At 40.6% G+C, this 25501-nt stretch carries 30 protein-coding genes; 25 read left to right on the top strand and 5 right to left on the bottom strand.

Going from position 1 to position 25501, the window contains the following annotated elements; genetic code table 11:
• Positions 1-66 precede the first annotated feature (66 nt).
• Positions 67-762, top strand: coding sequence for an aspartate/glutamate racemase family protein (locus ACZ5WS_RS15105; protein WP_464709617.1), 696 nt, complete (start codon positions 67-69; stop codon positions 760-762).
• A gap of 75 nt (positions 763-837) precedes the next feature.
• Here ACZ5WS_RS15105 and ACZ5WS_RS15100 read toward each other — a convergent pair whose 3' ends face one another.
• From ACZ5WS_RS15100 to flgA, 5 genes are all read right to left on the bottom strand, one after another.
• Complete coding sequence (locus ACZ5WS_RS15100) at positions 838-1035, bottom strand: CsbD family protein (protein WP_008111942.1); 198 nt, start codon at positions 1033-1035, stop codon at positions 838-840.
• A 321-nt stretch (positions 1036-1356) separates the two neighbouring features.
• On the bottom strand, positions 1357-2874 hold the full coding sequence (locus ACZ5WS_RS15095; protein WP_464709615.1) for a DUF3360 family protein: 1518 nt from the start codon (positions 2872-2874) through the stop codon (positions 1357-1359).
• Between the two features lie 447 nt (positions 2875-3321).
• The gene (flgN, locus tag ACZ5WS_RS15090) at positions 3322-3744 is read right to left on the bottom strand and encodes a flagellar export chaperone FlgN (protein WP_138594163.1); all 423 of its coding nucleotides are present in this window, start codon (positions 3742-3744) and stop codon (positions 3322-3324) included.
• On the bottom strand, positions 3741-4031 hold the full coding sequence (gene flgM, locus ACZ5WS_RS15085) for a flagellar biosynthesis anti-sigma factor FlgM (RefSeq protein WP_054202052.1): 291 nt from the start codon (positions 4029-4031) through the stop codon (positions 3741-3743). The genes flgN and flgM overlap by 4 nt, the downstream gene beginning before the upstream one ends.
• Positions 4032-4124: 93 nt before the next feature.
• Positions 4125-4886 (bottom strand): flagellar basal body P-ring formation chaperone FlgA, encoded by a 762-nt coding sequence (gene flgA, locus ACZ5WS_RS15080; protein WP_464709610.1) that lies wholly within the window; start codon positions 4884-4886, stop codon positions 4125-4127.
• A gap of 59 nt (positions 4887-4945) precedes the next feature.
• Between flgA and flgB the strand changes: the two genes are divergently transcribed.
• The 24 genes from flgB (at position 4946) to ACZ5WS_RS14960 (ending at position 25484) form a co-directional block, all read left to right on the top strand.
• On the top strand, positions 4946-5365 hold the full coding sequence (gene flgB / locus ACZ5WS_RS15075; protein WP_010391142.1) for a flagellar basal body rod protein FlgB: 420 nt from the start codon (positions 4946-4948) through the stop codon (positions 5363-5365).
• Complete coding sequence (flgC, locus tag ACZ5WS_RS15070; RefSeq protein WP_010391144.1) at positions 5365-5781, top strand: flagellar basal body rod protein FlgC; 417 nt, start codon at positions 5365-5367, stop codon at positions 5779-5781. The genes flgB and flgC overlap by 1 nt, the downstream gene beginning before the upstream one ends.
• A gap of 4 nt (positions 5782-5785) precedes the next feature.
• Complete coding sequence (locus ACZ5WS_RS15065) at positions 5786-6439, top strand: flagellar hook assembly protein FlgD (protein WP_464709606.1); 654 nt, start codon at positions 5786-5788, stop codon at positions 6437-6439.
• Between the two features lie 18 nt (positions 6440-6457).
• Entirely contained in the window at positions 6458-7786 is a 1329-nt protein-coding gene (locus ACZ5WS_RS15060) for a flagellar hook protein FlgE (protein WP_138605577.1), read from the top strand.
• Between the two features lie 11 nt (positions 7787-7797).
• Positions 7798-8529: a flagellar basal body rod protein FlgF gene (locus ACZ5WS_RS15055; RefSeq protein ID WP_464709605.1), complete on the top strand. Its 732-nt coding sequence runs from the start codon at positions 7798-7800 to the stop codon at positions 8527-8529.
• A gap of 14 nt (positions 8530-8543) precedes the next feature.
• Positions 8544-9329: a flagellar basal-body rod protein FlgG gene (gene flgG, locus ACZ5WS_RS15050; protein ID WP_010391154.1), complete on the top strand. Its 786-nt coding sequence runs from the start codon at positions 8544-8546 to the stop codon at positions 9327-9329.
• Between the two features lie 2 nt (positions 9330-9331).
• A complete protein-coding gene (locus ACZ5WS_RS15045; protein ID WP_232735466.1) occupies positions 9332-10054 on the top strand; it encodes a flagellar basal body L-ring protein FlgH in 723 nt (240 codons plus the stop codon).
• 18 nt (positions 10055-10072) lie between these two features.
• Positions 10073-11182, top strand: a complete 1110-nt coding sequence (locus ACZ5WS_RS15040) for a flagellar basal body P-ring protein FlgI (protein ID WP_464709597.1) — start codon at positions 10073-10075, stop codon at positions 11180-11182.
• A gap of 11 nt (positions 11183-11193) precedes the next feature.
• Positions 11194-11655 carry a rod-binding protein gene (locus ACZ5WS_RS15035; protein WP_055011657.1) on the top strand — a complete coding sequence of 154 codons (462 nt, stop codon included), beginning with the start codon at positions 11194-11196 and terminating at the stop codon, positions 11653-11655.
• Between the two features lie 6 nt (positions 11656-11661).
• Complete coding sequence (flgK, locus tag ACZ5WS_RS15030) at positions 11662-12969, top strand: flagellar hook-associated protein FlgK (RefSeq protein ID WP_464709591.1); 1308 nt, start codon at positions 11662-11664, stop codon at positions 12967-12969.
• A gap of 11 nt (positions 12970-12980) precedes the next feature.
• Positions 12981-13877, top strand: a complete 897-nt coding sequence (gene flgL, locus ACZ5WS_RS15025; protein ID WP_138605567.1) for a flagellar hook-associated protein FlgL — start codon at positions 12981-12983, stop codon at positions 13875-13877.
• Positions 13878-13904: 27 nt separating this feature from the next.
• On the top strand, positions 13905-14930 hold the full coding sequence (locus ACZ5WS_RS15020; RefSeq protein WP_464709588.1) for a flagellin: 1026 nt from the start codon (positions 13905-13907) through the stop codon (positions 14928-14930).
• A 175-nt stretch (positions 14931-15105) separates the two neighbouring features.
• The gene (locus tag ACZ5WS_RS15015; protein WP_290168878.1) at positions 15106-15996 is read left to right on the top strand and encodes a flagellin N-terminal helical domain-containing protein; all 891 of its coding nucleotides are present in this window, start codon (positions 15106-15108) and stop codon (positions 15994-15996) included.
• A gap of 293 nt (positions 15997-16289) precedes the next feature.
• Positions 16290-17138, top strand: coding sequence for a flagellin N-terminal helical domain-containing protein (locus ACZ5WS_RS15010; protein ID WP_178955418.1), 849 nt, complete (start codon positions 16290-16292; stop codon positions 17136-17138).
• Positions 17139-17430: 292 nt separating this feature from the next.
• Complete coding sequence (locus tag ACZ5WS_RS15005) at positions 17431-18357, top strand: flagellin N-terminal helical domain-containing protein (protein ID WP_178955420.1); 927 nt, start codon at positions 17431-17433, stop codon at positions 18355-18357.
• A gap of 123 nt (positions 18358-18480) precedes the next feature.
• Positions 18481-19779: a flagellar filament capping protein FliD gene (fliD, locus tag ACZ5WS_RS15000; RefSeq protein ID WP_464709580.1), complete on the top strand. Its 1299-nt coding sequence runs from the start codon at positions 18481-18483 to the stop codon at positions 19777-19779.
• Positions 19780-19785: 6 nt separating this feature from the next.
• Entirely contained in the window at positions 19786-20172 is a 387-nt protein-coding gene (fliS, locus tag ACZ5WS_RS14995; protein ID WP_138607562.1) for a flagellar export chaperone FliS, read from the top strand.
• Between the two features lie 225 nt (positions 20173-20397).
• Positions 20398-20733, top strand: a complete 336-nt coding sequence (locus ACZ5WS_RS14990) for a hypothetical protein (RefSeq protein ID WP_178955424.1) — start codon at positions 20398-20400, stop codon at positions 20731-20733.
• Positions 20730-22019 (top strand): flagellar hook-length control protein FliK, encoded by a 1290-nt coding sequence (locus ACZ5WS_RS14985; RefSeq protein ID WP_464709572.1) that lies wholly within the window; start codon positions 20730-20732, stop codon positions 22017-22019. The genes ACZ5WS_RS14990 and ACZ5WS_RS14985 overlap by 4 nt, the downstream gene beginning before the upstream one ends.
• A gap of 25 nt (positions 22020-22044) precedes the next feature.
• A complete protein-coding gene (locus ACZ5WS_RS14980; protein ID WP_138607568.1) occupies positions 22045-22476 on the top strand; it encodes a flagellar basal body-associated FliL family protein in 432 nt (143 codons plus the stop codon).
• Positions 22477-22485: 9 nt separating this feature from the next.
• A complete protein-coding gene (locus ACZ5WS_RS14975) occupies positions 22486-23208 on the top strand; it encodes a FliA/WhiG family RNA polymerase sigma factor (protein WP_138607570.1) in 723 nt (240 codons plus the stop codon).
• A 17-nt stretch (positions 23209-23225) separates the two neighbouring features.
• Positions 23226-24089 carry a flagellar motor stator protein MotA gene (motA, locus tag ACZ5WS_RS14970; RefSeq protein ID WP_198522298.1) on the top strand — a complete coding sequence of 288 codons (864 nt, stop codon included), beginning with the start codon at positions 23226-23228 and terminating at the stop codon, positions 24087-24089.
• 2 nt (positions 24090-24091) lie between these two features.
• On the top strand, positions 24092-25087 hold the full coding sequence (locus tag ACZ5WS_RS14965; protein WP_232735465.1) for a flagellar motor protein MotB: 996 nt from the start codon (positions 24092-24094) through the stop codon (positions 25085-25087).
• Complete coding sequence (locus tag ACZ5WS_RS14960) at positions 25080-25484, top strand: PilZ domain-containing protein (protein ID WP_138607576.1); 405 nt, start codon at positions 25080-25082, stop codon at positions 25482-25484. Before ACZ5WS_RS14965 ends, ACZ5WS_RS14960 begins: the two co-directional genes overlap by 8 nt.
• The last annotated feature ends 17 nt before the right edge of the window (positions 25485-25501 follow it).

Genomic DNA, 25501 nt, shown 5'->3' with positions numbered 1-25501 from the left:
TAGTGAAGAGCGGCTATTTTTAACTTACTGTGAAACGTAAACTGTAATCGAGAGTGGGAACTAGCTATGAAAACGATTGGTATGCTCGGTGGTATGAGTTGGGAGTCAACAACCAGCTATTACAAAGCTTTAAACGAAGGCGTTAAAAACTCGTTGGGTGGGCTACACAGTGCCAAAATTTGTATGGTGAGTGTTGATTTTGCGGAAATTGAAACGCTGCAGCATCAGGGCGACTGGCAACAAACAGCCAATATTCTCACCGAGGCAGCTAAATCTGTAGAGGTTGGTGGTGCCGACTTTTTACTTATTTGTACCAACACTATGCATAAAGTGGCCGATGAGATTGCTAGTAATATTACCATTCCTATTTTGCACATCGCCGATGCCACCGCCGAGCAACTAAAGCACGATAACATTACGCGAGTAGGGTTGTTGGGAACGCAATTTACAATGGAGCAAAACTTTTACAAAGAGCGTTTAATCGATAAGCATAACATTGAGGTATTAATACCTGAGCCTAATGAGCGAAAGCGAGTGCACGAGGTTATTTATTCGCAGTTATGCCAAGGGGTTATTGATGACGATTCGCGAGCTGATTATATACGTATTATAGAGCGCTTATTTGCACAAGGCGCGCAGGCCATCATTTTAGGTTGTACTGAAATCGCTTTGTTGGTAAAGCCACAACATACACAGGTTCCACTTTACGATACCACCAAAATACATGCCGAAGCAGCAGTGAAGTTAGCGCTGGCAAAATAGTTAAGCTTGAGATAACAAAAAAACCGCCAATTGGCGGTTTTTTATTAGCAAGTAAAGCTGTTAACACGCTTTATATTAATGACCTTTCTCAAAGTCATTTACTTCGCGCTCGGCCTCATCTTTGGATTTACCGTATTTTTGCTGAATTTTACCAACAAGCTCGGTACGGCTACCTTCAATTTTATCTAAATCATCGTTGGTAAGATCGCCCCATTTTTGCTGCGCTTTACCTTTAAGTTCTTTCCAATTTCCTTCGATACGATCGCTATTCATAATTAGCTCCTTATTAAGAGTGATGATTTTTCATTTTAAAAGCGTTACTAATAAAATGATTTTTAACGTTCACTTATAAAGTTGCAAAGCCTATACCAGAAAGTGAAATTTTTAATTTAATTTATATATCAATTGGTTATGGTTTTTTATTCATAAAGTTTTTTAGCTGGTGGCGAGTTTTATAAAAATTCTGCAGGGTGGCTTGTAATTATTTCAGGGACTGTTACTTCAGGGGGGATTATTGCAAGTACACTGTGCTGGTTTTTTATAAGTACAAAAAAAGCGAGCTATTAAAGCTCGCTTTGCTGTTTAATAAAGGAATTAATGTCTAAAGCTTGGCATTAGCGCAGGAATGCCTGGCAGCATACCTACCAGTGCCATTACACCGGTTAATAACACAAACATTATAAGTGGGATGACCCAGCGACTCATTCGCGATAAATCAGCACTTCTTTCTTTACAGCCAATAAGGCCCAAGTTATCAAGTAGCATAGTTAGTGACCAACCAAATGCAGGGTTTACTAGGCTTGATGCAAACACCACAATGGCGGCTGATTGCGTGGTTTTACCTTCACGGGTCATTTCCATACCCGCTTCAAGTAGTGGAATAAACACCCCTACAATTAATGCAACACACAATACTGGCTGCCAAATAGCTAAGTCCATTGGATAGCCCCAAACACCCGCGATAATACAAAATAACGCAGTTAAAATTGCGCCTGCAGGAATAGGGCGTTTTGCAATAGCAGCAGGAACAATGTAAGTGCCCCAAGATGATGCAAAGTTAGCACCGCCTAATAGCGAGCCAAAGGTTTGTCTTGTTGATGCGCTAAGCATGGTATCGTCAATATTCATTTGTACTTTTTCAGTACGCTCTGGGTAACTAATTTTTTGAAATACTTGATGGCCTAAAAAGTCAGGCGACCACATAGCAACTGCTAAAACTGCAAAAGGAAGTACAACTACAAAGCTTTCTGCTGTTGGTAAGCCAAGCATCCAGCCGGTGTTTTCGCCCCACCAGTACATAGGGTTCATGTTTGGTAAGCCCGGTGCAGTATGAAACTCAAACGGTGCACCCAATGCAAAAGCAGTAAAACCACCAATTAAACAGCTCAGTGGCACGGCTAACCAGCGTTTTTTGTAATGCTCCAGTAAAGCATAAAGTAAAATTGTGGCTAAGATTACAATAAAGGCAATATGGGTCATTTGAATTTCTTCAGCCCATGCAAACAGCTTTTTAACCTGAGAAATGGTACCCACAAAGCCTAAATAGAGGAGTAGGCCACCACACACCCCTTTACTGGTGAGCTTGGCCATGAGACTGCCGCCTTTACTAAATGCTAATATCAATCCAAAGGCTCCTATGAGCAAACCAAAGGCCATAGGGTGTCCGCCTGCGGCAACCACAATAGGAATTAATGGAATGAGTGGGCCATGAGTACCCGCTAAGTTAGCGGTCGGTAAAATAAAGCCAGAAAATAGTAAAATAAATAACGAAACAATTAAAAGTTCGTAGCGTACGTTTTCAAGTACAAAGCCATCACTCAACCCCAAAGGGCCTGCAAACGTGGCAGCAATGGCTGCAACCATCACAACTTTACCTATAGTTGCGGCCATTGCTGGAATGGTGTCTTCAAATTCAAAGCGATAATCTCTAAACGGTAAATTTGGACGCCAGCGTTTTGGCTGCATAATTTGCAGTTCGTGCTCTAGATAAGCGTCGCGGCTTTCAAAATCAGAGCTGGGTTTATGAAGATTTTCATAGCTATCGGACGCGGTTTGAGTATCCGCTCCTGGTATAGCATCAGATGAATTATCATCTAGCGGCTTGGTGGTCATGACTTCTCCTGCAACTTAGTTGCTAACTCAAAATAAAAATACAGCTTTTACAAAGCAAATGAACGTTGAGTGCGCAGGGTAAAACAGCTTGCTACAGATTGTAATTAGGCAAAAGGTCGTGCATAGCCCAGTTTAACGCTTTGTAAGTGTTAACAAAAATAGCAAAGGGATGTGTTGTAACTGGCTTGTTAAATTAAAAAGGTCTTTAAATTCAGTGGTTTATTGTTTTGTTTTTACAGTGTGATCTTGTCATGCAGAATAGCGAAAAGGTCATAAAATCAGCAGATTCAGCAGCAATCATTCTTTAGTCTAATAAAGGTGACGTTAGCCGCTATTTGCTTATTATAAATACAATTAGCCGCAAAGTTGCACAAAAGCTAATAATAGGAGTAAAGTAAAAATATAGCGCAAAGTGACTAAACAAGAAAATGCCTTTATGTAACGTATTTATAAAGGCATTTCTGGGTAAGCTTGTTTGTTTTCACCGCCAGTTAAACGCTGTAACAACCGACGCTGGCTTGAGAGTAATTGCCCTGAGCGTTCATTCATTATTTTGCAGGTTTTAGTTTTTAGCTCAAGCTGATGCAATAGCTTAGTAGTAAGGGTGTTTATATCAACAGGTAGAAGCGCGGTTAATTGTGCTAAACCTTCTTTGCCACCTTGTAAGCCTAAACTCACCAAAAAGCCATCGCGCTGGTTGTGCGATTCATTTAAGCTTTCTAAAAAGCCGAGCATTTTTTTATTATGTGTTTCTAGCTGCACATTACGTTGGCTTAGCAATTCGTATTGCGTTTCAAGTAATTCAATTAATGCGTCTAGCTTAATAATGTCTTGTTGCAGACTTACAATATACTCTTTTACAGTTTTCATTTTTTATGAAGTTCAACCATAGCGTTAACGGTTTCATCAATATTAATTTTAAATTCACCACTGGCAATTGCCGCTTTCATCATGGCTACTTTATCCATATCAACGTCTGGTTTTGCAGCTAAATCTTGAAATGTTGAGTCTATTGATTTACTTAATGCACTCACTGAGTTTGCTTGCTCTTGTTTAGTCGCTACAGGTTGTTGTTCTGGTTTTGCATCCAGTGAAGAACGCTGGTTTGTTTTTTGGCTTTGCTCTAACGCAGTGGTTGTTATTGCACTTATATTCATTGTTTATTACCTAATTCGTTTATCGAATTTATATTGCTTAGTTTATATCAGCGACCAAGTACAAGCATTACTTAACTTTTATTTCGACATTTTTTAAAATGTCGCCTCTGCCACGCCTTGCGCAATTACTCTACCTTGAACTACTTTTTTTGATGATAAATTTTTTACATTAATAACCTCACCAAGCTGACCATCTTCAAGAGCAATGGCTTTAACATTGGCTGAGAAAGTTGCGGTATTTATTTGCAGTGAAATATGCTCATTTTTATTGATTAAATACTGCTTTTCTAGGTATCGGGTGGAGATTACCGTGCCTTTATCAATCTCGCGTTTAACGGTAAGTCCAACTAGCTGGTCAATACCGGTTTCGCCTTGGTGGCGGTGCTTACCTAAATCCACGCTTTTATATTCTAAGTCTTGCTTATTAAGCACTTTACCTCGGTTTAAAGTGTGTTTGGCAGCTACTAGGTTTATCCACACACTTACTTTAGCACTGGCCCTAAAACGCCAAGCAGGCGATGGGCAAGATACAGAAACACTTACTCTGCCTGCGGGTGGCGTGTGACTTTGTGAGCGAGTGATTTGCAATTCATCACAGCTTAAATTTTCGCTGCCTTTAGGAATAAATAATTCTATATCTTGTCGCTGACTTTGCGAATTAACCGAGCGCAAATAGCTCTTAATTTCACTGTGCAAAAACTGCTGAATTTCTTTATCAAAATTAATGGGGGTGGCCATAGTATGAGCTGGCAGTAGTCCAATAGTTAAAAGTGAGCGGAAAAACCATCGCTTCCATTGGGGAAGTTTAGCTTCCGTGTGCTGGGCTGTTTTTTGCTCTTTTTTTATGTAAGTCATTGAAAAAATATACTTTTAAAAGTTGGCATAAAGGTTGTTATACACAAGGTAGAAAGTGTATGCGAAGCGCGAAAGCATACAAGAAACAAAAATTAGAGGCAACAATGGAACTATTTGATAAAGCGTTAGGTGTTCACCCTTTTTCAATGAAATTAAGGTTAGACAGAGCAGAAGTCATTGCCAGTAACTTGGCTAATGTTGACACGCCTGGGTTTAAATCTCGAGATGTAGATTACCGTCAAATTATGCAAAGTGTCTCATCCAGTTTTTCGCAAAACAGAGATGTTGATTTTGCTGGTGTACAAACGGATGAACTTAAATATCGCGTTCCTTATCAACCATCAAGTGATGGCAACACTGTTGAGTTAAATATTGAGCAAGCAAAATTTGCCAGCAACAGTATGGATTTTCAAACCAGTTTGACCTTTTTAAATATGAAAATAAATGGCTTACATAAAGTTATTTCAGGGAAATCATAATGTCTTTTAATTCAATTTATGACGCTAGCGGCAGCGCCATGCGCGCTCAAGTTATTCGCCTCGACACCATTGCATCTAACCTAGCCAATGCCGATACCGCAGCCGGTTCAGAAGCCGACGCTTACAAGGCACTTAAACCAGTATTTTCTGCTTTGTACAAACAAACACAAGACAGCCAATCAATTTCAGCCTCGGTTGATGTATTAGGGATCACTGAGTCAAACCGTGCGGTAGAGCAGCGCTACGAGCCAAATAACCCAATTGCTAACAACGATGGTTATGTATTTTACTCCAACGTGAATGCACTTGAAGAAATGGCAGATATGATGTCTGCAAGTCGCAGCTACCAAACATCTGTTGAAGTTATGGGGCGTGTAAATAGCATGCAGCAAAGCATTCTTAAGTTAGGACAATAATATTATGCAAGTTAATTCAGCCGTTCCAAGCGCAGCCGACGGGGCAAAAAGCACCACTAATATTGCCGGTAATAGCTCAGCAGATGAAATGTCGACCATGTTTTTAGAGTTACTTGTTGCGCAAATTAGTAATCAAAATCCATTACAACCTATGGACGGCACTCAGTATGTGAGCCAGCTTGCGGAGTTTTCTAATGTTGAGTCGTTACAAAGCATTCGCCAAAACACCGCCGACGGCTTGGATTATGTGAGCAGCTTAGCGGTGCTTGAAGCCACTAATATGGTTGGCCAAACGGTTGATGTACAAGCAAGCAGTATTGCCCTTGAACAAGATGGCAGTGTCTCTGGCATGGTTAATTTAGGGGAAGCCGCAGACTCTGTCACTGTGCAACTTTATAACCAAGAAGGTGAGCTAGTTGAAGAAAAACAACTGCCTTATTCTGGAGTCGGTTCGCTGCGTTTTGAATTTGAAAACCAAGAAGCCGGTGCGTATGCAGTGAGAGCGTATGCCACTACAGCAGAGGTACCAAAGCAGCTTGATACTTGGCTAAGTGGTGAGGTTGAGCGTGTTTCTGTAGGTAAATCGTTAGAAGATATTTTATTACAAGTCGATGGTTTGGGTAATTTTGGTATCACTGAAATTAATCAAGTGGCATAAATAAGAGGAATAAATAATATGTCTATGTTCAATATAGGATTAAGTGGTCTTAAAAGTACCCAAACAGGATTAGAAGTAACCAGTAATAATATTGCTAACTCGGGTACTGCTGGTTATAAAAATAACACCGCAGAATTTGCCGCAGTGTATAACGGCAGTCAACGCGGCGGCGTTAAAGTTGCCAATGTTAAAGAAGATTTTGTCACCGGTGGTGAAATTGTGCGCACCGGTAATGCGCTGGATATTGCTATTGATGGCCAAGGTTTTTTTGCCATATCAGAAAACGGCCGTACAGCTTACACCCAAGCAGGCCAGTTTCAGTTAGATAACGACTTAAATATTGTTAATGCCAACGGCGGCAAACTGCAAGGTTTTGGCGTGTCTCAGGTTGATGGTGGTGATCCGACAATTGTACCAGGTGTATTAACCGATTTAAAAATTGAAGCCTCAAACATAGAAGCACAAGCCAGTACCAATATTAACTTTAACGGTAACTTAAGTTCTTCTAGCGACGTGATTGCTTATCCAACAGCTCCTGCGGTATTTGATCCTAAAGATGGTAGTCAATATAACTTTTCTCAATCTACCGAAGTATTCGACTCCTTAGGTAACAGCCATGTAATGACCCAGTATTTTAACCATACGGGTAGCAACGAATGGCAAGCGATGTTTTTCTTAGATGGTAAACCCCTTACTCAAGCTCAGCTTTCAGCGCTTGGTTCGACGACAGGTACTCAAGCTATTGATGATGGTGCGGGTGGTTCAATTAACGCCGGTACCATTACACTTAACTTTGATACCGATGGCCAAATGGTGCCGTTTTCAGGCGACTTAACGGCGGTTGATTTAGAGGTGCCTATTACTTCAACGCCAGGTAATGCAGAAATAACCAGTGGCGCAGCAGCATTAAATATCGCGCTTAAATTCGATGGTACAACGCAGTTTGGTTCAAGTTTCAGTGTTAACGAAAACGATGCCAACGGCTATACCTCAGGGGCGTTTTCTGGTGTAAAAGTTGAAGACGACGGCCGTGTATTTGCAACATTTACTAACGGTGAATCTAAATTACAAGGTCAGGTTGTACTTGCCTCGTTTGCGAATGTTGATGGTTTAGAGCAAGGCAGTAATACCGTGTGGTATCAAACTGAAGAGTCAGGCTCTGCACTTTATGGCGAGCCAGAAAGTGGCTCACTGGGTAAATTACTGTCGGGTTCATTTATGGGCTCAAATGTTGATATTAGTGAACAGCTGGTTGGCTTAATGTCATTTCAACAAAATTACCAAGCAAATGCTAAAACCATCAGCAGTGCTGATGAAATGATGCAAATTTTATTTAGTAACACCTAAGGAAGCTGAGCGTGGAAAAGTTAATTTATACCGCCGTTTCGGGTGCTGAACTTAATAATACCGCCTTACGCGTTGCTGCAAATAACTTAGCAAATGTTAGCACCGTAGGCTTTAAGGCCGACTTAGAGCAAGCGCAATCTATGATGGTAAAAGGCGAGGGCTTTCGTACTCGTTACCACGCGCAACTAACACCAGTAACTACTGACTTATCTTCAGGGCCAATCATGGATACTGGCCGTAATCTTGATTTAGCACTGAGCAATGGCGGTTATTTAGAGGTGATGGATGACAATGGCGAACCGGCTTATACCCGCGCGGGTAATTTAGTGGTTGATGCCGATGGCTTTATTACTGTTAATGGTCGCCGCGTGCAAGGTGACGGTGGCGATATTCAACTCCCTGAATTTGGTGATATTGAAATTGGCTCAAACGGCATGATCAACCTAACCCCCATTGGCGGCGGTGTAATTGCAGAAGATGCGCAAATTAAATTAGCCAGCACCGATGCAAATTTAATTAAAGGTGCTGATGGCTTACTCAGAGCTAACGATTTACAGCCGCTTGAGGCCGACGAAACAATCACAGTAAGAACGGGTGCTTTAGAGGGTTCTAATGTGAATGCCGTGGCTGAAATGATCAAAACCATGAATATTAGTCGCCAATTTGAAATGAACGTAAAAATGATGAAGTCTGCTGACGAATTAGCGACCAGCGGTAATAAGCTCATCAGTGGACGTGGGTAAATAGGAAGCCAAACATGAATTCAGCATTATGGGTGAGTAAAACCGGTCTTGCAGCGCAAGATTTAAGAATGACAACAATATCGAATAACCTAGCGAACGTAAGCACTGCCGGTTTTAAAAAAGACAGAGCGGTATTTGAAGACTTATTTTACCAAGTACAAAAACAGCCTGGCGCGCAAGTAGATGAGCTTAATCAGCTGCCATCTGGGATTCAGGTGGGAACCGGTGTTCGTATTAACGGTACGCAAAAGCAATTTACCGAGGGTAGCTTTGAAACAACCAGCAATCAGTTAGATGTGGCCATTGCAGGGCAAGGCTTTTTTCAAATTGAAAGCCCTGACGGCGAGTTATTATTTACCCGTAACGGTCAGTTTCAGCTTAACTCCGAGTCATTACTGGTAAACAGCAACGGCTTACCATTGGCACAAAATATTGCGCTACCAGAGGGCACCACTAAAGTGAGTATTGGCACCGACGGCACCGTTACTGCGGTAGTGGGTAAAGATGCGCAAGCGGTTGAGTTAGGTCAAATGTTAACAGTTAATTTTGCAAATCCTGCAGGCTTACAAAGCTTAGGTGGTAACTTGTACCGCGAAACAGCGGCATCGGGTGAACCTGTCGAAGGCATCCCCGGTGAAGATGCTTTTGGTGGCTTGCAACAATTTACTATTGAAGGCTCAAACGTGAGCGTTGTTGATGAAATGGTAAGCATGATTGCCGTACAGCGCGCTTACGAGATGAACGCTAAAGTGGTCTCTGCGGCAGATGAAATGCTGCGCTTTATAAACCAAAACGTATGATTATGATGAATAAGTTAACATTATTTTTGCTGCTTTTAGGTGTTGCTGGTTGCAGCAATACCCCATCAAAAACCCAAATGGTGGAATGCGAAGTGGTGTATGGGGAAGTTAAATGTCCACAAAATACCACTCAAAAATCAGTTCAAGACTATGAAATAAGCCAAGATGCCTATGCACAGGGTTTGAATCAGCAAGATGGTAGCTTATTTCAAGATAACTATATGTTTTCTTTGTATGCAGATAAACGCGCTTACCGAGTTGGCGATATTTTAACTGTAGTGCTTAACGAGCGCATGCAATCAAGTAAAAGTGCCGATTCGAGTTTAGATAAAAGCACCGACTTTGATGTTGCTGTGCCGGTTGCTGGTGCACTCAACGTGGCTGATTTTAATTTAGGTATAGGCTCGAGTGCCAAGTTTGACGGGGAAAGCAGCGCCAGCCAACAAAACTTCCTGAGTGGCGCTATTACTGTGCGGGTTAATCATGTTTTATCTAATGGATCGCTGGTTATTAAAGGGCGTAAGCAAATTAAGCTTAACCAAGGTGACGAATATATTGAAATTGAAGGGCTAGTTCGCCCTGGCGATATTGATGTAAGTAACCGTGTTTCGTCGCTTCGTATTGCCGAAGCGCAAATAAGCTATACCGGCAAAGGCACATTGGCTGATGCGAATCGTCCGGGTTGGTTTACCACTTTATTTACCCGATTCTTAAACCCGTTCTAAGGGATTACTGAGGTTTTAATGAAATATTTACTATTAATGCTAGTGTGCTTTTTTAGCCTGTTAGCGCCTGCAACTGTGTCCGCCAAAGCACGTCCATTATTAGATATTGTTGATGTGCTAGGTGTGCGAGAAAACCAACTAGTGGGTTACGGTTTAGTCGTGGGCTTGCCGGGGTCGGGTGATAAAGCCCAAGTAAAATTTGCCGGCCAATCGCTAAGTAATATGCTAAAGCAATTTGGTGTCTCTGTAGATGAAGAGCGCTTGCCAAAATCAAAAAATATAGCGGCTGTTGCTGTCCATGCTACATTGCCGCCTATGGGAAGCCCAGGCCAAGCGATTGATGTAACTGTGAACTCATTAGGCGATGCAAAAAGCTTACATGGTGGCAGCTTAATGTTGACCCCATTAAAGGGAGTTGATGGCAAAGTGTATGCGCTAGCACAAGGTAATTTAGTGGTGGGTGGTATTAATGCCAGTGGTAAAAGTGGCTCCTCGGTGACTGTTAATGTGCCTACTTCGGGGCTTATTCCTAATGGCGCTATTATTGAACGCAGTGTTACGGCTATATATGAAAGTCAAAGCGATGTAATTCTTAATTTAAAAGATCCAAATTATCAAACTGCCCGCAATGTTGTGCGTGCTATTAATAAAGTATTTGGGCCTGATGTCGCTATTGCTGAAAACTGGGCGCGTTTAGTGGTTAGTGCGCCAATTGATGCCAATAGTCGCAACACGTTTATGTCGATGCTACAAGATATTACGGTAGAGCAAGGCTCTGAGCGTCCTAAAATTGTATTTAATAGTCGCACCGGTACTGTCGTAATGAACAATACAGTGCGAGTTAATCAGGCTGCGGTTAACCATGGTAATTTAACCATTACCATCAGTGAGCAAGAGCAAGTGTCGCAACCAGGGCCGTTTTCAAATGGCCAAACTACGACCACGCAATCAAGTGATATCACAGTAGATCAACAACAAAAAAATATGCTGTTGTGGCCTGAAGGCACCTCATTAGATGAAATTGTAAAAGCGGTAAATGCACTTGGCGCAACGCCAGCCGAGCTTATGTCAATATTAATTGCACTTGATAATGCTGGGGCTCTAGAAGCCGAGCTATTAGTTATTTAAAGGAAATAGCCATGAAAATAGAGTCATCAACCCAATTATCTCAATCATTAGCGATTGACCCGACCCATCTTGAAAACATTACTGGCAACAGTGAGGCCGGCGTTAAACAGGCAGCAGAGCAGTTTGAAGCTATTTTTTTACAGTTGGTATTAAAAAGTATGGATAGCACCACCAAAACTATGGCCGGTGACAATGGTTTTTTTAATAGTAACGAGCAAGCGCAATTTAGAGATATGCATAATGCTCAAACCGCGCAGCATTTAGCGTCAACTCATCAACTGGGTCTAGCCGAAGCGATTGTTAAGCAGTTTGATGAGAAAATTGCCCCCATAGAAAATACATTTAAGAATAGCCAAAGCTTGGTCGCTAATGATCAACATAAAGGTGCTGAAAGCGTTGAGCCAACCCAAAGCTATGATATTTATGCGGGGTCGGCATTTGTTCAGCCATTGAATGCTAATACGATTAGGTAGTTAATTATGTCTATGTTAAATAACGCGTTAAGCGGTCTCAATGCGGCTAATATTGCGCTGACTGTGTCAGGGCAAAATGTGGCGAATGCAGCCGTTGAAGGTTACTCGCGTCAGCAAGCTCAATTTAAAACCTCTAATGTATATTTAGGTGGGGTTGAGGTGGCATCGGTTGATCGGGTTGTAGACGCCTTTTTAAATGACGATATTTGGCGTACTAATTCCGATACCAATTTTTATGAAAACAAACAGTCATACCTAGGCTTTATTGAGCAAATAATTGGTACCGACTCGTTAAACTTAAATAACTCCCTTGCAAGCCTAACCAATGCATTGAATGCAGCGACGACCAAGCCAGACTCACAGGCTTTTAGACAGCAGTTTTTGTCCTCAGTTGAAGGGCTTATGCAAGATTTTGCGCAGATTAATGGCGCACTGGCTGGCCAAGAAACTAAACTCAATGCGCAAATGAGCAATGTGGCACTAAGTGTGTCATCGATTACGAAACAGATAGCCGAAATCAACAGCAGTATTGGGGTAGCAACAGCGAATAATCAATCAACCGCAGAGCAAAAAGACAATCGCGAGCGCTTAGTAAACCAGTTATCAGGGCATATTGGTGTATCTATTGTTGAACGAGATAATGGCTTTATTGATATTAGTACCTCAAGTGGTGCCCCGTTAGTAGTAGGCAGTAAAGCTGCATCAATCTCGGTCAGTGGCACAACAGTTACAAGTGAATTTATTGGCCAGAAATTTACTCTTGATAAAAACGTTGGTGGTCAATTTGGTGGCTTAATAAGCGTTGATAATGATGTAATAAAACCAACTCTTGCAACCTTAAATAGCTTAGTTTCCGACCTTGCTGATGATATTAACGGTGCATTACAAAGTGGTTTTGATTTAAATAACGACCCTGGTGAAGCATTGTTTACTTACAACCCACTAAACCCATTAGGGACGATCGAGATAAACCCTGTTATCACTTCCGATAAGCTTGGTTTTAAAGACAGTAGTACTTCCGGGCCTGGTGATAACTCAAACATTGCTAATATCGTTACCTCAATGGCAGGAAAAGGCGATAAATTTACGTTATTAGTGGGTGAACTGGCAATTACTAGTAAGCAAAATTTAAGTAGTATCTCTACCGCTACGAGTTTAAGTGAAAATGCCATCGCAGCGCGTGATAGCTTTAGTGGTGTAAACCTTGATGAAGAGGCGGCAAGCTTAATGCATTTTCAGCAAATGTATAGTGCCAATGCCAAAGTGATCAGCACCGCCGATCAAATGTTTAAATCTTTACTGCAAATGTTTTAGGGGGCAATGTTATGCGAGTAAGTAGTCATCAGCTTCATTTAAATTCAATAAAAAACATCCAAATTAATACTGAAAATTTTAACGAAAAGTCGACTCAATTAGCAACCAATAAGCGTATTCTTAAGCCGTCTGACGATCCACTTGGCACTGTGATGATTATGAATTTAGGTTCAGAAATTAAATCGCTAGAGCAATACAAAACCAATATGGACGCAGTTAACTTTTCACTAGGTCAACAAGAAGTACAATTGACTGGTATTGTTAACCAAATATATTCCTTACAGAGTTTACTTACTACCGCAGCTGATGATTCGATGGGTGAGGCAGAAATTAAAGCGCTTGGCCAAGAAATGAGTGTGGCTTTTCCAGCGATTGTTGATTTACTTAATGCAACAGATAGCGACGGAAAGTATTACTTTTCGGGCAGCAAAACGGATGAACAACCATTTCAAATCGATGCCACGGGTAATTACGTTTATACCGGTGACGATATTGTCAGAGAAGTTGCTGTATCTGATGACTCAAGTGTAAAAAATAATATTGTGGGTGATGATTTAGACCCAGGTGCCGGCTTTTTAAATGCCATGCAAGACTATCTTGTTGATGTAAATAATCCACCGGCAGGTGGCGTTGGCAATCAATCACGGGTGATGATAGATAAATTAGCAGACTTTTTAGGTACTATTAGTAGCCAAGTGACTACAATTGGTTCTACTATGGCGTCGCTTGATTCTATTACTACCAGTAATCAAGATATCACTACGTTTACGGTGAATTTACAGGATGATTTAAGTGCTGTAGATTACCCTGAAGCGTTTATCTCGATGAAAGAGTCAATGGCGGCGTATGAGTCATCGATGCAGGTTTACTCAACAGTAAGCAAACTTTCATTGTTTTCATACATTTAAAAATTATAATATTTTCAGGAACTAACTATGCTGGTTAAAAGTAGCGAAAAGGCACAAGCAATTGACTTGGTTAATACCAATAAATCGGATGCACTCGTTACATCAACAAAAGATTCTGCTAACAATTTGTGGAAAAACAAAATTGTTGCCAGAGAGGAGCAAGTTAAAGTACTGACTGATTGGGCACAGCGTGGGGCGCTTAGTCAAGCCTTGGCTAGAGCCGAGCAAAGTGAAAGCACAATACGAAATTTGTATATGGGACTTGAAAAGTTAGCACAACAATTAAACACTCAGGCAGCTAACTCTCATCCACAACCTATGCAACAACAAAAGATTAAAGTTCAAATAGCGTCATTACAAAATGTCGCAAGTAAAAAAGGCTCAGGGCTTGATTCTCAACTAAAAATAACCGACCCAAATCGTGCTATTAGCAAACAGCTTAATGCCAATATAGACCTGCTTAGCGCGCGTCCACATGAAGAAAATATCCAGTTAGTAATGGGGCGTTCGGGTAAATCATTAAGTTTAAAACTACCTGCCTATCAAGACGAAAAAACCAATTTAACTGCTATTCAAAATGCGTTTGCACCACATCATATAAACGTTGAGCTCAACCGTGAAAACCGCCTGCTTTTTAGTGCGCAAAAAGATAATGCGGCTCCACTTTTAGAACCTTGGGTAATGAGTGGTCAAGGTGTACGTGTTGCGGCGGGTAACCCGATTTCGTTGCAGCTTAATGATTTAGATAATCCACTGAATGAACTTGCTAAAGTAGCAGACAAAAATGCCAGTATTGCACAGCACCGCGAACAAATTCAAAGTGCACAGCGCCATTTAAAGGCCAACTTAATAAAAATTCAGGCACAAAAGCAACAGTTGCAAAGCCAGCTAGATCAACTCGATGCTGCTCGTACCTTAGCCAATACAGATGAATTGCTTGCTGTAAGTTTAGGGGTTAAACAGCACATGCAAAGCCCAGGGGTAAATAGTGTGGCTGCAATTATGTCACAAGCAAACATAACTCGTAACATGGTGCAATACTCACTCAATTAATGGTCTGTTAATTTAAATTTAACGTCATCTTTTTCATTATCGCCTGTAATTTAAGGGCTAACTTTAATAATTAGAAAAATGTTTATCTTTTCTCATAATTGGTCGCTCTTAGTTATTAGAAAGTGATTTAGCTCCACTAATTACTTTAACTACAACTTCAAAGAGGAAACTAAACATGGCTCTATCAATTCAATCGAATATGGCTTCAATGTCAATTCAAAACCAGCTTGGTCGCAGCAACAACGATTTATCAACAGCGCTTGAGCGTTTAGGTTCTGGTTTTAAAATTAACTCTGCAAAAGATGATGCGGCTGGTCTACAAATCGCATCACGCTTAAACGCACAAGTACGCGGCCAAGAAGCAGCACTTTATAATTCAAACAATGCCATGTCGATGATGCAAACAGCGGAAGGCGCGTTTGATGAAATGACCAATATTGCTTACCGCATGAAAGAGCTAGCTACACAAGCGCTAAATGGTACTAACGGTACTGATGAGTACACTGCCCAAACTGCAGAATATACTGCTTTGGCTGCAGAACTAGGTAGTATTATGAGCAATACTTCTTATGGTGGTACCAAGTTGCTAGATACGGGTGCTGCAGGTAAATTCACTGCATCTGTAGATTTTCAAGTTGGTTCAAGTACTGCTGAAAAGTTAACCGTTGATATAAGTAAAACTTTATTAGACGGTACTAATGATTCTGTTCAACTGTCAATAAATAATATTACTACTACTGCTTCTACAGGTGTACTTTCAGCGGGTGGTTTAATTGAAAATCAAGCAGATGCAAAGGTTCAGCTTGAATTTGTAGATACGTTAGTTGATACAATCGGTACAGCTCGTTCAGCCCTAGGTGCATCAATGAATCGTCTTGATCATACCATGAATAACGTAACGAACATGAAAGAAAATACTCAAGCGGCAGCGTCTACACTGATGGATGCTGATTTTGCTGCTGAAACATCTAATATGACTAAGCAACAGTTACTTATGAACTCGGGTATTTCTGTACTTAGTACTGCTAACAGCACAACACAAATGATTGGTTCACTTCTTCGTTAATAGCTTAACGATAGGTTATATAAACCTAGTAATCGATTAAAAAATACCAAAACAGCTGCATCTTTTATGCGGCTGTTTTTTTGTTTAGATAGAGCTCGGATAAAAATAAAAAAGGTTACTCAGCCTTTTTAAAAGCTGCATCTAGTTTGGTAGCTATGTAATTATTTCGGCTGTATTAATAAATAAAATCAAAATAAAGTTTAGTTTTTTCTTAATGTGGTCGCTCTTAATGATTAGTCACTTCTATTTATACTTTGTGTGTAAATAGGTTTAAAACATAAAGGAAATTAAGCATGGCTTTATCAATTCAATCAAATATGGCTTCAATGTCAATTCAAAACCAGCTTGGTCGTAGCAACAACGATTTATCAACAGCGCTTGAGCGTTTAGGGTCTGGTTTTAAAATTAACTCTGCAAAAGATGACGCAGCGGGTCTACAAATCGCATCACGCTTAAACGCACAAGTACGCGGCCAAGAAGCAGCGCTTTATAATTCAAATAATGCAATGTCTATGCTGCAAACAGCGGAAGGTGCGTTTGATGAAATGACTAACATTGCTTACCGCATGAAAGAGTTAGCGACCCAAGGTGCCAATGGTACAAATGGTGCGGATGAGTACACAGCAATGAAGTCTGAGTTTGTTGCTTTAGAAGCTGAGCTTAAAAGTATTATGGACAACACTAGCTTTGGTGGTACTAAATTACTAGATGCTACTGCAGGTAAATTTGATGTTGGCGCTGTATCGTTCCAAGTAGGTTCATCAACAGCTGAAACACTTTCAGTTGATGTTAGTACAGCAGTACAGGATATTAACACAAGTGTTGCTACTGCAGGCACCATCGGTGACCTAGATGATGCGACGAATTCATCAGCAGCAATTACTGGTATTGATACTTTTATTAAAAATATTGGTACTGCGCGCTCAGCACTAGGTGCATCAATGAACCGCCTTGAACATACTATGAACAACGTAACCAACATGAAAGAAAACACCCAAGCAGCGGCTTCTACACTGATGGATGCTGATTTTGCTGCTGAAACATCTAATATGACTAAGCAACAGTTGCTTATGAACTCAGGTATTTCTGTACTTAGTACTGCTAACAGCACAACACAAATGATTGGTTCACTTCTTCGTTAATAGCTTAACGATAGGTTACATAAACCGAGTAATCGATTAAAAAATACCAAAACAGCTGCATCTTTGATGCGGCTGTTTTTGTTTAGATAGAGCTCGGATAAAAATAAAAAAGGTTACTCAGCCTTTTTTTAAAGCTGCATCTAGTTTGGTAGCTATGTAATTATTTCGGCTGTATTAATAAATAAAATCAAAATAAAGTTTAGTTTTTTTTAGGCATGGTCGCTCTTAATGATTAGTCACTTCTATTTATACTTTGTGTGTAAATAGGTTTAAAACATAAAGGAAATTAAGCATGGCTTTATCAATTCAATCAAATATGGCTTCAATGTCAATTCAAAACCAGCTTGGTCGTAGCAACAACGATTTATCAACAGCGCTTGAGCGTTTAGGGTCTGGTTTTAAAATTAACTCTGCAAAAGATGACGCAGCGGGTCTGCAAATCGCATCACGCTTAAACGCACAAGTACGTGGCCAAGAAGCAGCGCTTTATAACTCAAATAATGCAATGTCGATGATGCAAACAGCGGAAGGCGCGTTTGATGAAATGACTAACATTGCCTACCGCATGAAAGAGCTAGCAACACAAGCTGCCAATGGTACAAATGGTGCGGATGAATTTACAGCTATGAATTCGGAATATGTAGCACTAGGTGATGAGCTTGCGAGTATTATGCAAAACACCAGCTTTGGTGGGACTGCTTTATTCGCAATCGCTGCTACTGCAAATGATGGTACAGCAGCCGATAAACGTGTTACCGCAGAGGTTATTGCCGCTGATACAGGGAAATTTGAAGCCGCAGCAGGCGTAACTTTTCAAGTGGGCTCGTCAACTGCTGAAACGTTAAGTGTCGGTATTGCAACAGAAATTGCAAGTTTGCATGCATCTGTTGGTACTGCTGCTGCAGATCAGACGGCTCTAGGTGTACTTGATACTCAGGCAAATGCCCTGTTAGCTATGGCTGAAGTGGATACACTTGTTGAAAATATCGGCACAGCACGTTCAGCACTAGGTGCGTCAATGAATCGTCTTGACCATACTATGAATAACGTAACCAACATGAAAGAAAATACTCAAGCGGCAGCGTCTACACTGATGGATGCTGATTTTGCGGCAGAAACGTCTAACATGACTAAGCAACAGTTACTTATGAACTCAGGTATTTCTGTATTGAGTACTGCTAACAGTACAACACAAATGATTGGTTCACTACTTCGTTAATAGTGATAGATCAATTAAGTATGCATAGCTACATCTAAGATGTAGCTATTATTGTTTATAGTCATAAGTAAAAATGTTTAACCTAGATTTTTTTGCTTATAACTAAAATGCCTGGAGAATAAAATGAGTGCTGCATTAGGGATTAATCCTGGTCAACTAGCTAGTCAATATACGCAAATTGAGCGAGCTTCAAAAGATCAGCTTTTAAATACTAAAAATGCTGATTTCACTAACAAAATAAAAGCGTTAGATGGGCTAAAAAGCAGTATAACTAGCTTTCACAGTGATTTAAAAGCGAGTTTAAAATCAGAAACGAGTTTGTTTACTAACAGTACTGCCGTTAGTGATGAAACAACATTGAATGTAGTCGCAAATGGTGATGCTGCTAGCGGAAATTATGATATTTTTGTTGAGCAGCTAGCACAAGCGCATCAAGTTGCACTCAGTTTCGATCCTACAAAAGCATTGAGCACTGATGGCGAATTAAATATTGATTTAGCTGGAGAGTCCTTTTCGGTTGATTTATCTACTTTAGACGCAGATGCTAAACTCAGTGATTTAGCCAATGCCATTAATAGCCATGCAGATAATAGTGGTGTAAAAGCAACATTAATGCGCTCTGGTAGTGAAACATTTTTAGTCATGACGAGTGAAGATTCAGGTGTTGCAAATCAGATATCGTTAAATTATATGCCTGGCTTAGATGCTAATGGTACAGATATAACAAATGCTATAGCTAACCAAACAGAGCTAACTAATGGCCAAGACTCAATTATTAAGCTTGGTGCAAGTTCAGCTTTAACGATTACCTCTACAACGAACACGCTTGAGTATGTTATTGATGGAGTAACATTAACATTGACAAAGGCGCAAAATATTGGGGATACACCGATTCGTGTTGGGGTTGCACAAGATCAGGAAGCAAGTAAGTCTAATATTCAGGGTTTTGTAGATAAGTTTAATAGTTTAGTCAATGGCATTACTTCTAACGATAATTTAAAGCGCGATAGCTTAGCAAGTGGGCTTGCTCGCTCAATGCGAAACGACTTTCAAGGCACCTTTGAGGGAAAGACGCTCTATTCTGTTGGAATTGAGTTTGATCGTAACGGTAGCTTAAAAATTAATAGCGAACGTTTAGAAGCAGCAATGACCAATGATCCTGAAAAATTAACTAGAATGTTAACAGGTGAAGATGGGTTAATGGCTAAATTAGAAGAACGAGTAGAGCCATACACAAAAAGCTATGGCTTAATGAGCGATAAAAAAGATACATTACAATCAAGCTTGGATATTATTGTTAGGCAGCAAAAAAACCATGAAGTGTCTATGGAGCAAGTGTATCAACGTTACTTGTCGCAGTTTACACAAATGCAACAGACTATTGCGCAATTAGAATCTACAATGGGTCAATTTGGGAGCTAAACATAGATGTTAGATTTAAATGATGGCTTTTCAGCCTATAAAAGTACATCAGTAGATGCAAAAGCGGCCAGTGCCGATATTCATAAATTAGTTTTGATGTTATTTGATGGTTTTTCAGATGAGCTTGAAAAAGTCACTGGCCACATAAAACAAAAAAGATACGATAAAAAAGCAGAAAGTATTGAAAAGCTGATGCGTATTTTAGGCGGGCTTGAGGCCTCATTGGATCTTGAAAAGGGCGGTGAGGTAGCGCAAAACATGCAAAACCTTTATCAGCATTGTGGGCAAGCATTATTACAAGCCAGTATGAAGAATGACTTGAGCTATATTGACTCCACCCGTGTAGTGATGACCAACTTGCAAGAAGGGTGGCAAGGCTTAGGCACACAGTAAACGTTTAAAAGCCAGCTACCCATAGCTGGCTTTTTTATTTTAAATTCAGCTGCTTTTTAACCATCCTACTACCTAAGTAACCATCCTACTGCCAATTAACAACAAATCGCTTCCTTCCTAGGGGGAAGTTCCGCTTCCGCTTTTTGCTGCTTTTATTTAATTTAACGTTAAAAAACAAAAGCTTAATATTGGCTTGTTTTTTGCTAAATGAAATGTGAACTTATAATGAATTTAGTATTGCCAATGGAACACTCTCAAAAATACGCAGCGCAAAAAATGGAACAATTACTTAGTGCTATGGAAAATGCTATCCATGAGAGTAATTGGTATCAAGTTAAAGCAGCCGATAAGCAGTTACTTGCACTTTACACACAGTTACAAAGCATGCCTTGGTTTAGTTCAATGGTAGCTGAACAAAATAACTTAAAAGCACGTTATGTTGACTTAATTGACCTTGTGGGCCAAAAGCAAGCGGCCATTAAAGTACAAATGCAGCGCCATCAAGAGGATAAAGAGGGCTTAATGGCTTATAAAAAAGTACAACAAGGACAGTCGTTATGAGTATTCAAACAAGTACAATGGTGTCAAAGGCTGACTTTGGCAGTGTTGCTAATAAGCAAAGCATATTAAAAAGCAGCTCACCAGCAGATGCGCAAGAACAACAGAACGAGCTTGTGCCATTTTCGCTTTCTTCAAAGCAGCAGCAAGCAAAACAGCAAGATTTGCATGTTGAGCAACCTCGCGAGAGCTCAGAACAGCTAGCGCAAGAAGAAGTCACTGAAGAAATGGATGAAATAATAAATCCATATTTTTTTAGCACCGCTAATTATAACCTCGATAACAATAAAAAAAACGCGCCTGTTATGACTATACTTAACCAAAATAATAACCTTGTAGTTGATAGCGACACTGTAGTAGTGGAAACACTACCAGTACAGCTTGTTATTGATAAGCAGTTAAAGAGTAAGACTTTAGAGACTCAGCACGAAGTCAGCATTGTAGCTCAAGAGCCCGCTAAAACTGCGCTCGCACAAAATACGACTGTGCATAGTGATGCTTTAACTGTGCCTGCTGCAGCTATAAACGTAGCGCCAGCGGATACACTCGTTAATAAAGAATTAAACACACTCGATTTAGCCAAAACACCACAAACATTGTATTCACAAGCGCTTTTGAACCGATTAAATCAACCATCAGTAATGTCGAACACTTATGGACAAGCGCAGTCAAGTAGCTTAACCAGTGAGCAAATATCCACACAACCGAGTATTGGGCTCAGTAAACTCGAGCTTGCTGCGCTGTCACAAAATCCGCAATCGAAAATATTTAATGCTGAAAGCCGTGAAGGTAGCAGTCAAAAATCAGCATTAGTGAGTGCTTTCTCATCTGCCGCCACCGCACCAGAAACCTTTGAGTGGCAAAAAGAGAAATTAAAAGAGGCACCTAGTGAATGGGGGCAGCGCTTATTACATGTACTTGGCGATAAGGTAAAATTGCAAATAGGGCAGCAGCTACAGCGGGCGCAAATTAGATTAGACCCTCCTAACCTCGGCAGTATTGAAATATCTATCAATATCGAAGGGGATAAAACTTCAGTCAGTTTAATTACGAGTAATACGCAGGTAAGAGATGCCATCGCGCAAACTTTAGAGCAGTTACGCCAGTCTTTGTCGCAAAATTCGAATACCACAGTTGATGTTAATTTGAGTGATAAACAGCAGCAATCTCATCACCAAAATGACAATGACGACATTGCAAGTAATCACACTGAGATGCCTGTACAGGATGATGACAGCAACACTCGCGCATCTAAGCTGCAATCAGACTCGTTAGATTTATTAGTATAACTACCTTGGATTAAGAGAGATAAAAGTGAAAAAAATAATAATAGCCCTAACTGTAATTGTACTTATTGCGTCTGCATTTTTTGCGGGACAGTTTTTTAACGGCAGTGACTCATCAGAAGAAGGCCCGCAAGCCGATATAACAAAGGTTGAATATCATCAAATGGAGCGCTTCATTATAAGCGTATCAGAAGGGTCAGTTGCGCGTTATTTAGTGCTCGACTTAGTACTTGTAACTTCGCCGTCTATTTTCAATACAGGGACAGAAGCGATGGAGCCGCTAGTGAGAAATGTACTGGTAAAACAGTTTGCTAATATGAGCCACAGCCAAGTAAAAGAAGCTTTTAAAGATATCGATGCAATTCAAAAAGATTTACTCGAGCAGTTTAATGTGGTTTTAGCAAATGCGGTTTCAGTTCGATTAGATAACGTACTCGTTACGAACGTCTTCATTCAATAGGTCATCGCTATGATGCTGCAAGAAGAGTGGGGTGAGTTAATAACAGAACCACCAGTCACCTTTACACCACAAAAAGAGACGCAACTATTATCGCAGTACGCTTACTTGGTTAATCGGGCGGCTGCACACATGCGCACTCAAGTGGGCATTATTGTCGATAGTGATGATATTTACCAAATAGGCATTATTGCGCTGCTTTCGTCTATTCGTCGCTATGGCCGGGATTTAGATGAGAAATTTGCTGCATTTGCGTTTAAGCGTATTCGTGGTGCTATGTTAGATGAATTTAGGCGTGTCGATTGGCGCCCTCGCCAGTTGCGGCAGCAGTCTCATCAGCTTCGTGATATGAGCCGTTCACTGCAAAAAAAGCTTGGTCGTGATGCAACAGACACTGAGATGTGTGAGGCGTTAGGGATTAGCCATAAAGAGCTTATTCAGCTGCATTACAGTGAGCAAGCTGAGGCATTTGATAGCCTTGAAGCGCTATTGGAGGCTAATCCTAACTTAGCGCTTACCTGTGCACATGCACACGAAAAAGAAGAGACAGCAGCCACCCTCAAAATGGCGATGAGCAAACTAAATACCCGAGAAAAGCTGCTCTTGCAATTATATTACATGCACGAAATGAATATGAAAGAGATTGCATTAACGCTCGATTTAACCGAGGCACGTGTTTGCCAACTTCATAAACAAGCACTTGAAGCGCTGACACAAACGCTTCAAAAAATCTAATACCTAAGGAATAAAGAATGCAAAGAGTTATAGGTTTAATAGTAGTACTTGCAACAGTATTAGGTGGTTTTGCGTTTGCGGGCGGCAACATCGCCACTATGTGGCAGCCATACGAGTTTTTAATTATTTTTGGCGCAGGCTTTGGGGCGTTAATTGTGGGTAATTCGAAATATGTACTGACTGAAATGTTATCGCAATTAAAGTATCAGTTTATTAGTGGTAAAGGAACCGATACGTCTGAGCTTTACCATGACTTACTACTGGTTATTTACTCTTTATTAGATCTAGCCAGAGTGAAAGGTATAAAGGGGTTGGATGAGCATGTTGAAAACCCAGAAACTAGCTCTATTTTTCTTGCCTACCCTAAAGTGTATGAGTTCCCTCAGCTAGTAACTTTTATTTGCGATAACTTGCGTTTGTTTAGTATGGGAAAAATTAACTCGCATGATTTTGATGCCATGTTAGAGCAAGAGATTTACACCATTGAAGAGCAGCGCCTTAAGCCTTCTCATTCATTGGCTAATATTGCTGAAGCTATGCCTGGTTTTGGTATTTTAGCAGCGGTTGGCGGCATTATTATTACTATGCAGCACCTTGATGGACCTTTGAGTGAAATTGGCTACCATGTAGCCGCGGCGTTGGTGGGTACTTTTATTGGTATTTTTGCTTGTTACTGTTTAATTGCACCGCTTGCCTCAGCGATGGAGCAGTATGTGAAAAAACAAGTAGCGATGTTTGAGTGTGTGCGTGCCATGTTAGTGGCGCATGCTAAAGGGCATGTGCCTATTGTGGCGACTGATTCAGGCCGAAAATTAATTAATGAAGAAATTAAACCGACCTTCACCACCATGGAAGAGTGGATCAATAATAAGGCGGCTTAATAATGGAAAACAAAAATCAAGAAATCGTCATCAAACGCTCTCGTAGAAGAGCAACCGAAAAGCCTCATGGTGGTGCTTGGAAGGTTGCCTTTGCCGATTTTACTTTGGCGATGATGGCGTTTTTTATGGTGATGTGGATTATGGCGATCACCAATGAATCAGAGCGTGAAGAAATAGCACACTACATGCGAACTCACTCAATTTTTGATGGTGGCCCCGCTATTTTTGACCCTCAAAATAGCCCATTCCCCGTTGATTTAGGGGGTTCTCCTTCAGTAATTAAACACCTAGAGTCGGGAATTACGCCTCCAGACTCTCCAAAACCTGGAATGAGTGAAGTATTACAAGTGCCCGATGGCACCGTTGAGCCTAAAGCTGGGCAAGGCGAGAAGTTAAATTCAGCAATTGATAGCCAATTTGAAGCTTCATCTGAGCTGAGCTTATTACTGGAAAGTATTGAGGAACTCAGTAAAGAAGAGTTACTAAAAAATAACTTACTAGTTGAAGAAGTGCCCCTGGGGCTAAGAGTGATCATTAGAGACGACAAGCACCACCAAATGTTTGAACGCTCAAAGTCGCAAATGACCCCATTTTTTGAAGATCTGTTTCTATACCTTGGCGGCTTAGTTAAAGACATTAACAACAAAATTATTATTTCTGGGCACAGCGATGCCAGCTTATTTGTTGATGGCAGCTCTCGTAATTGGGACATTTCTGGCGATAGAGCGCAGCAAGCAAGAAAAGTAATGACTATGGGCGGAATGCCATCAAGTCAGGTGCTTCAAGTAAATGCGTTTTCATCAAATCGGCCAATTAATAAAGAAAATAAGAAAGCCAGCGAAAACAGACGTGTTGAACTGCTGATCTTAACTAAAGATGCGCAGGATAAATTTAACCAATTATTTGATGATAGCAACATTAACAATCCGATAAAAAAAGCGGCTGGTGCGGCAACGGCTAACAAACCCGTGCTACGTCTTGAAGAGAATTATGAGTAACCAACCAGACACTAAACGAAGTTACAAAAGATGGAACTTAAACCTCAAAGATAATTACGAGCCTGAGTCAGTTCAGCTTGGCGGAGTAGGCGTGCAGTTATTACGCCGTTGTTTTATTGATATTTCACTATGCCATGGTGTGGCAAAAGATATTAGCGTGGGCGGTGTGGGTTTATTAGTGCCTGCTGAAAAGACGATCCCCAATAAAATTATTGTGGTGTTTGATAAAACTAATCGATTGGCAGGCAAGGTGATGTATCGTCGTGCAGTGAGTGAAAAATTAATGTTTTTAGGGGTTGAGTGGATAAGCAAAAATGAGCGCTTACGCAGCGATATTGTTAATCGTTTACAGTTACAAGCCCAATTGAAAAAAGCCAAAAAGACGAGCATAAGCTGAATATAAATGAATCAGGA

This window comes from Pseudoalteromonas sp. 11L1, from assembly GCF_055397545.1.
This window is presented reverse-complemented; position numbering and strand designations above follow the sequence as displayed.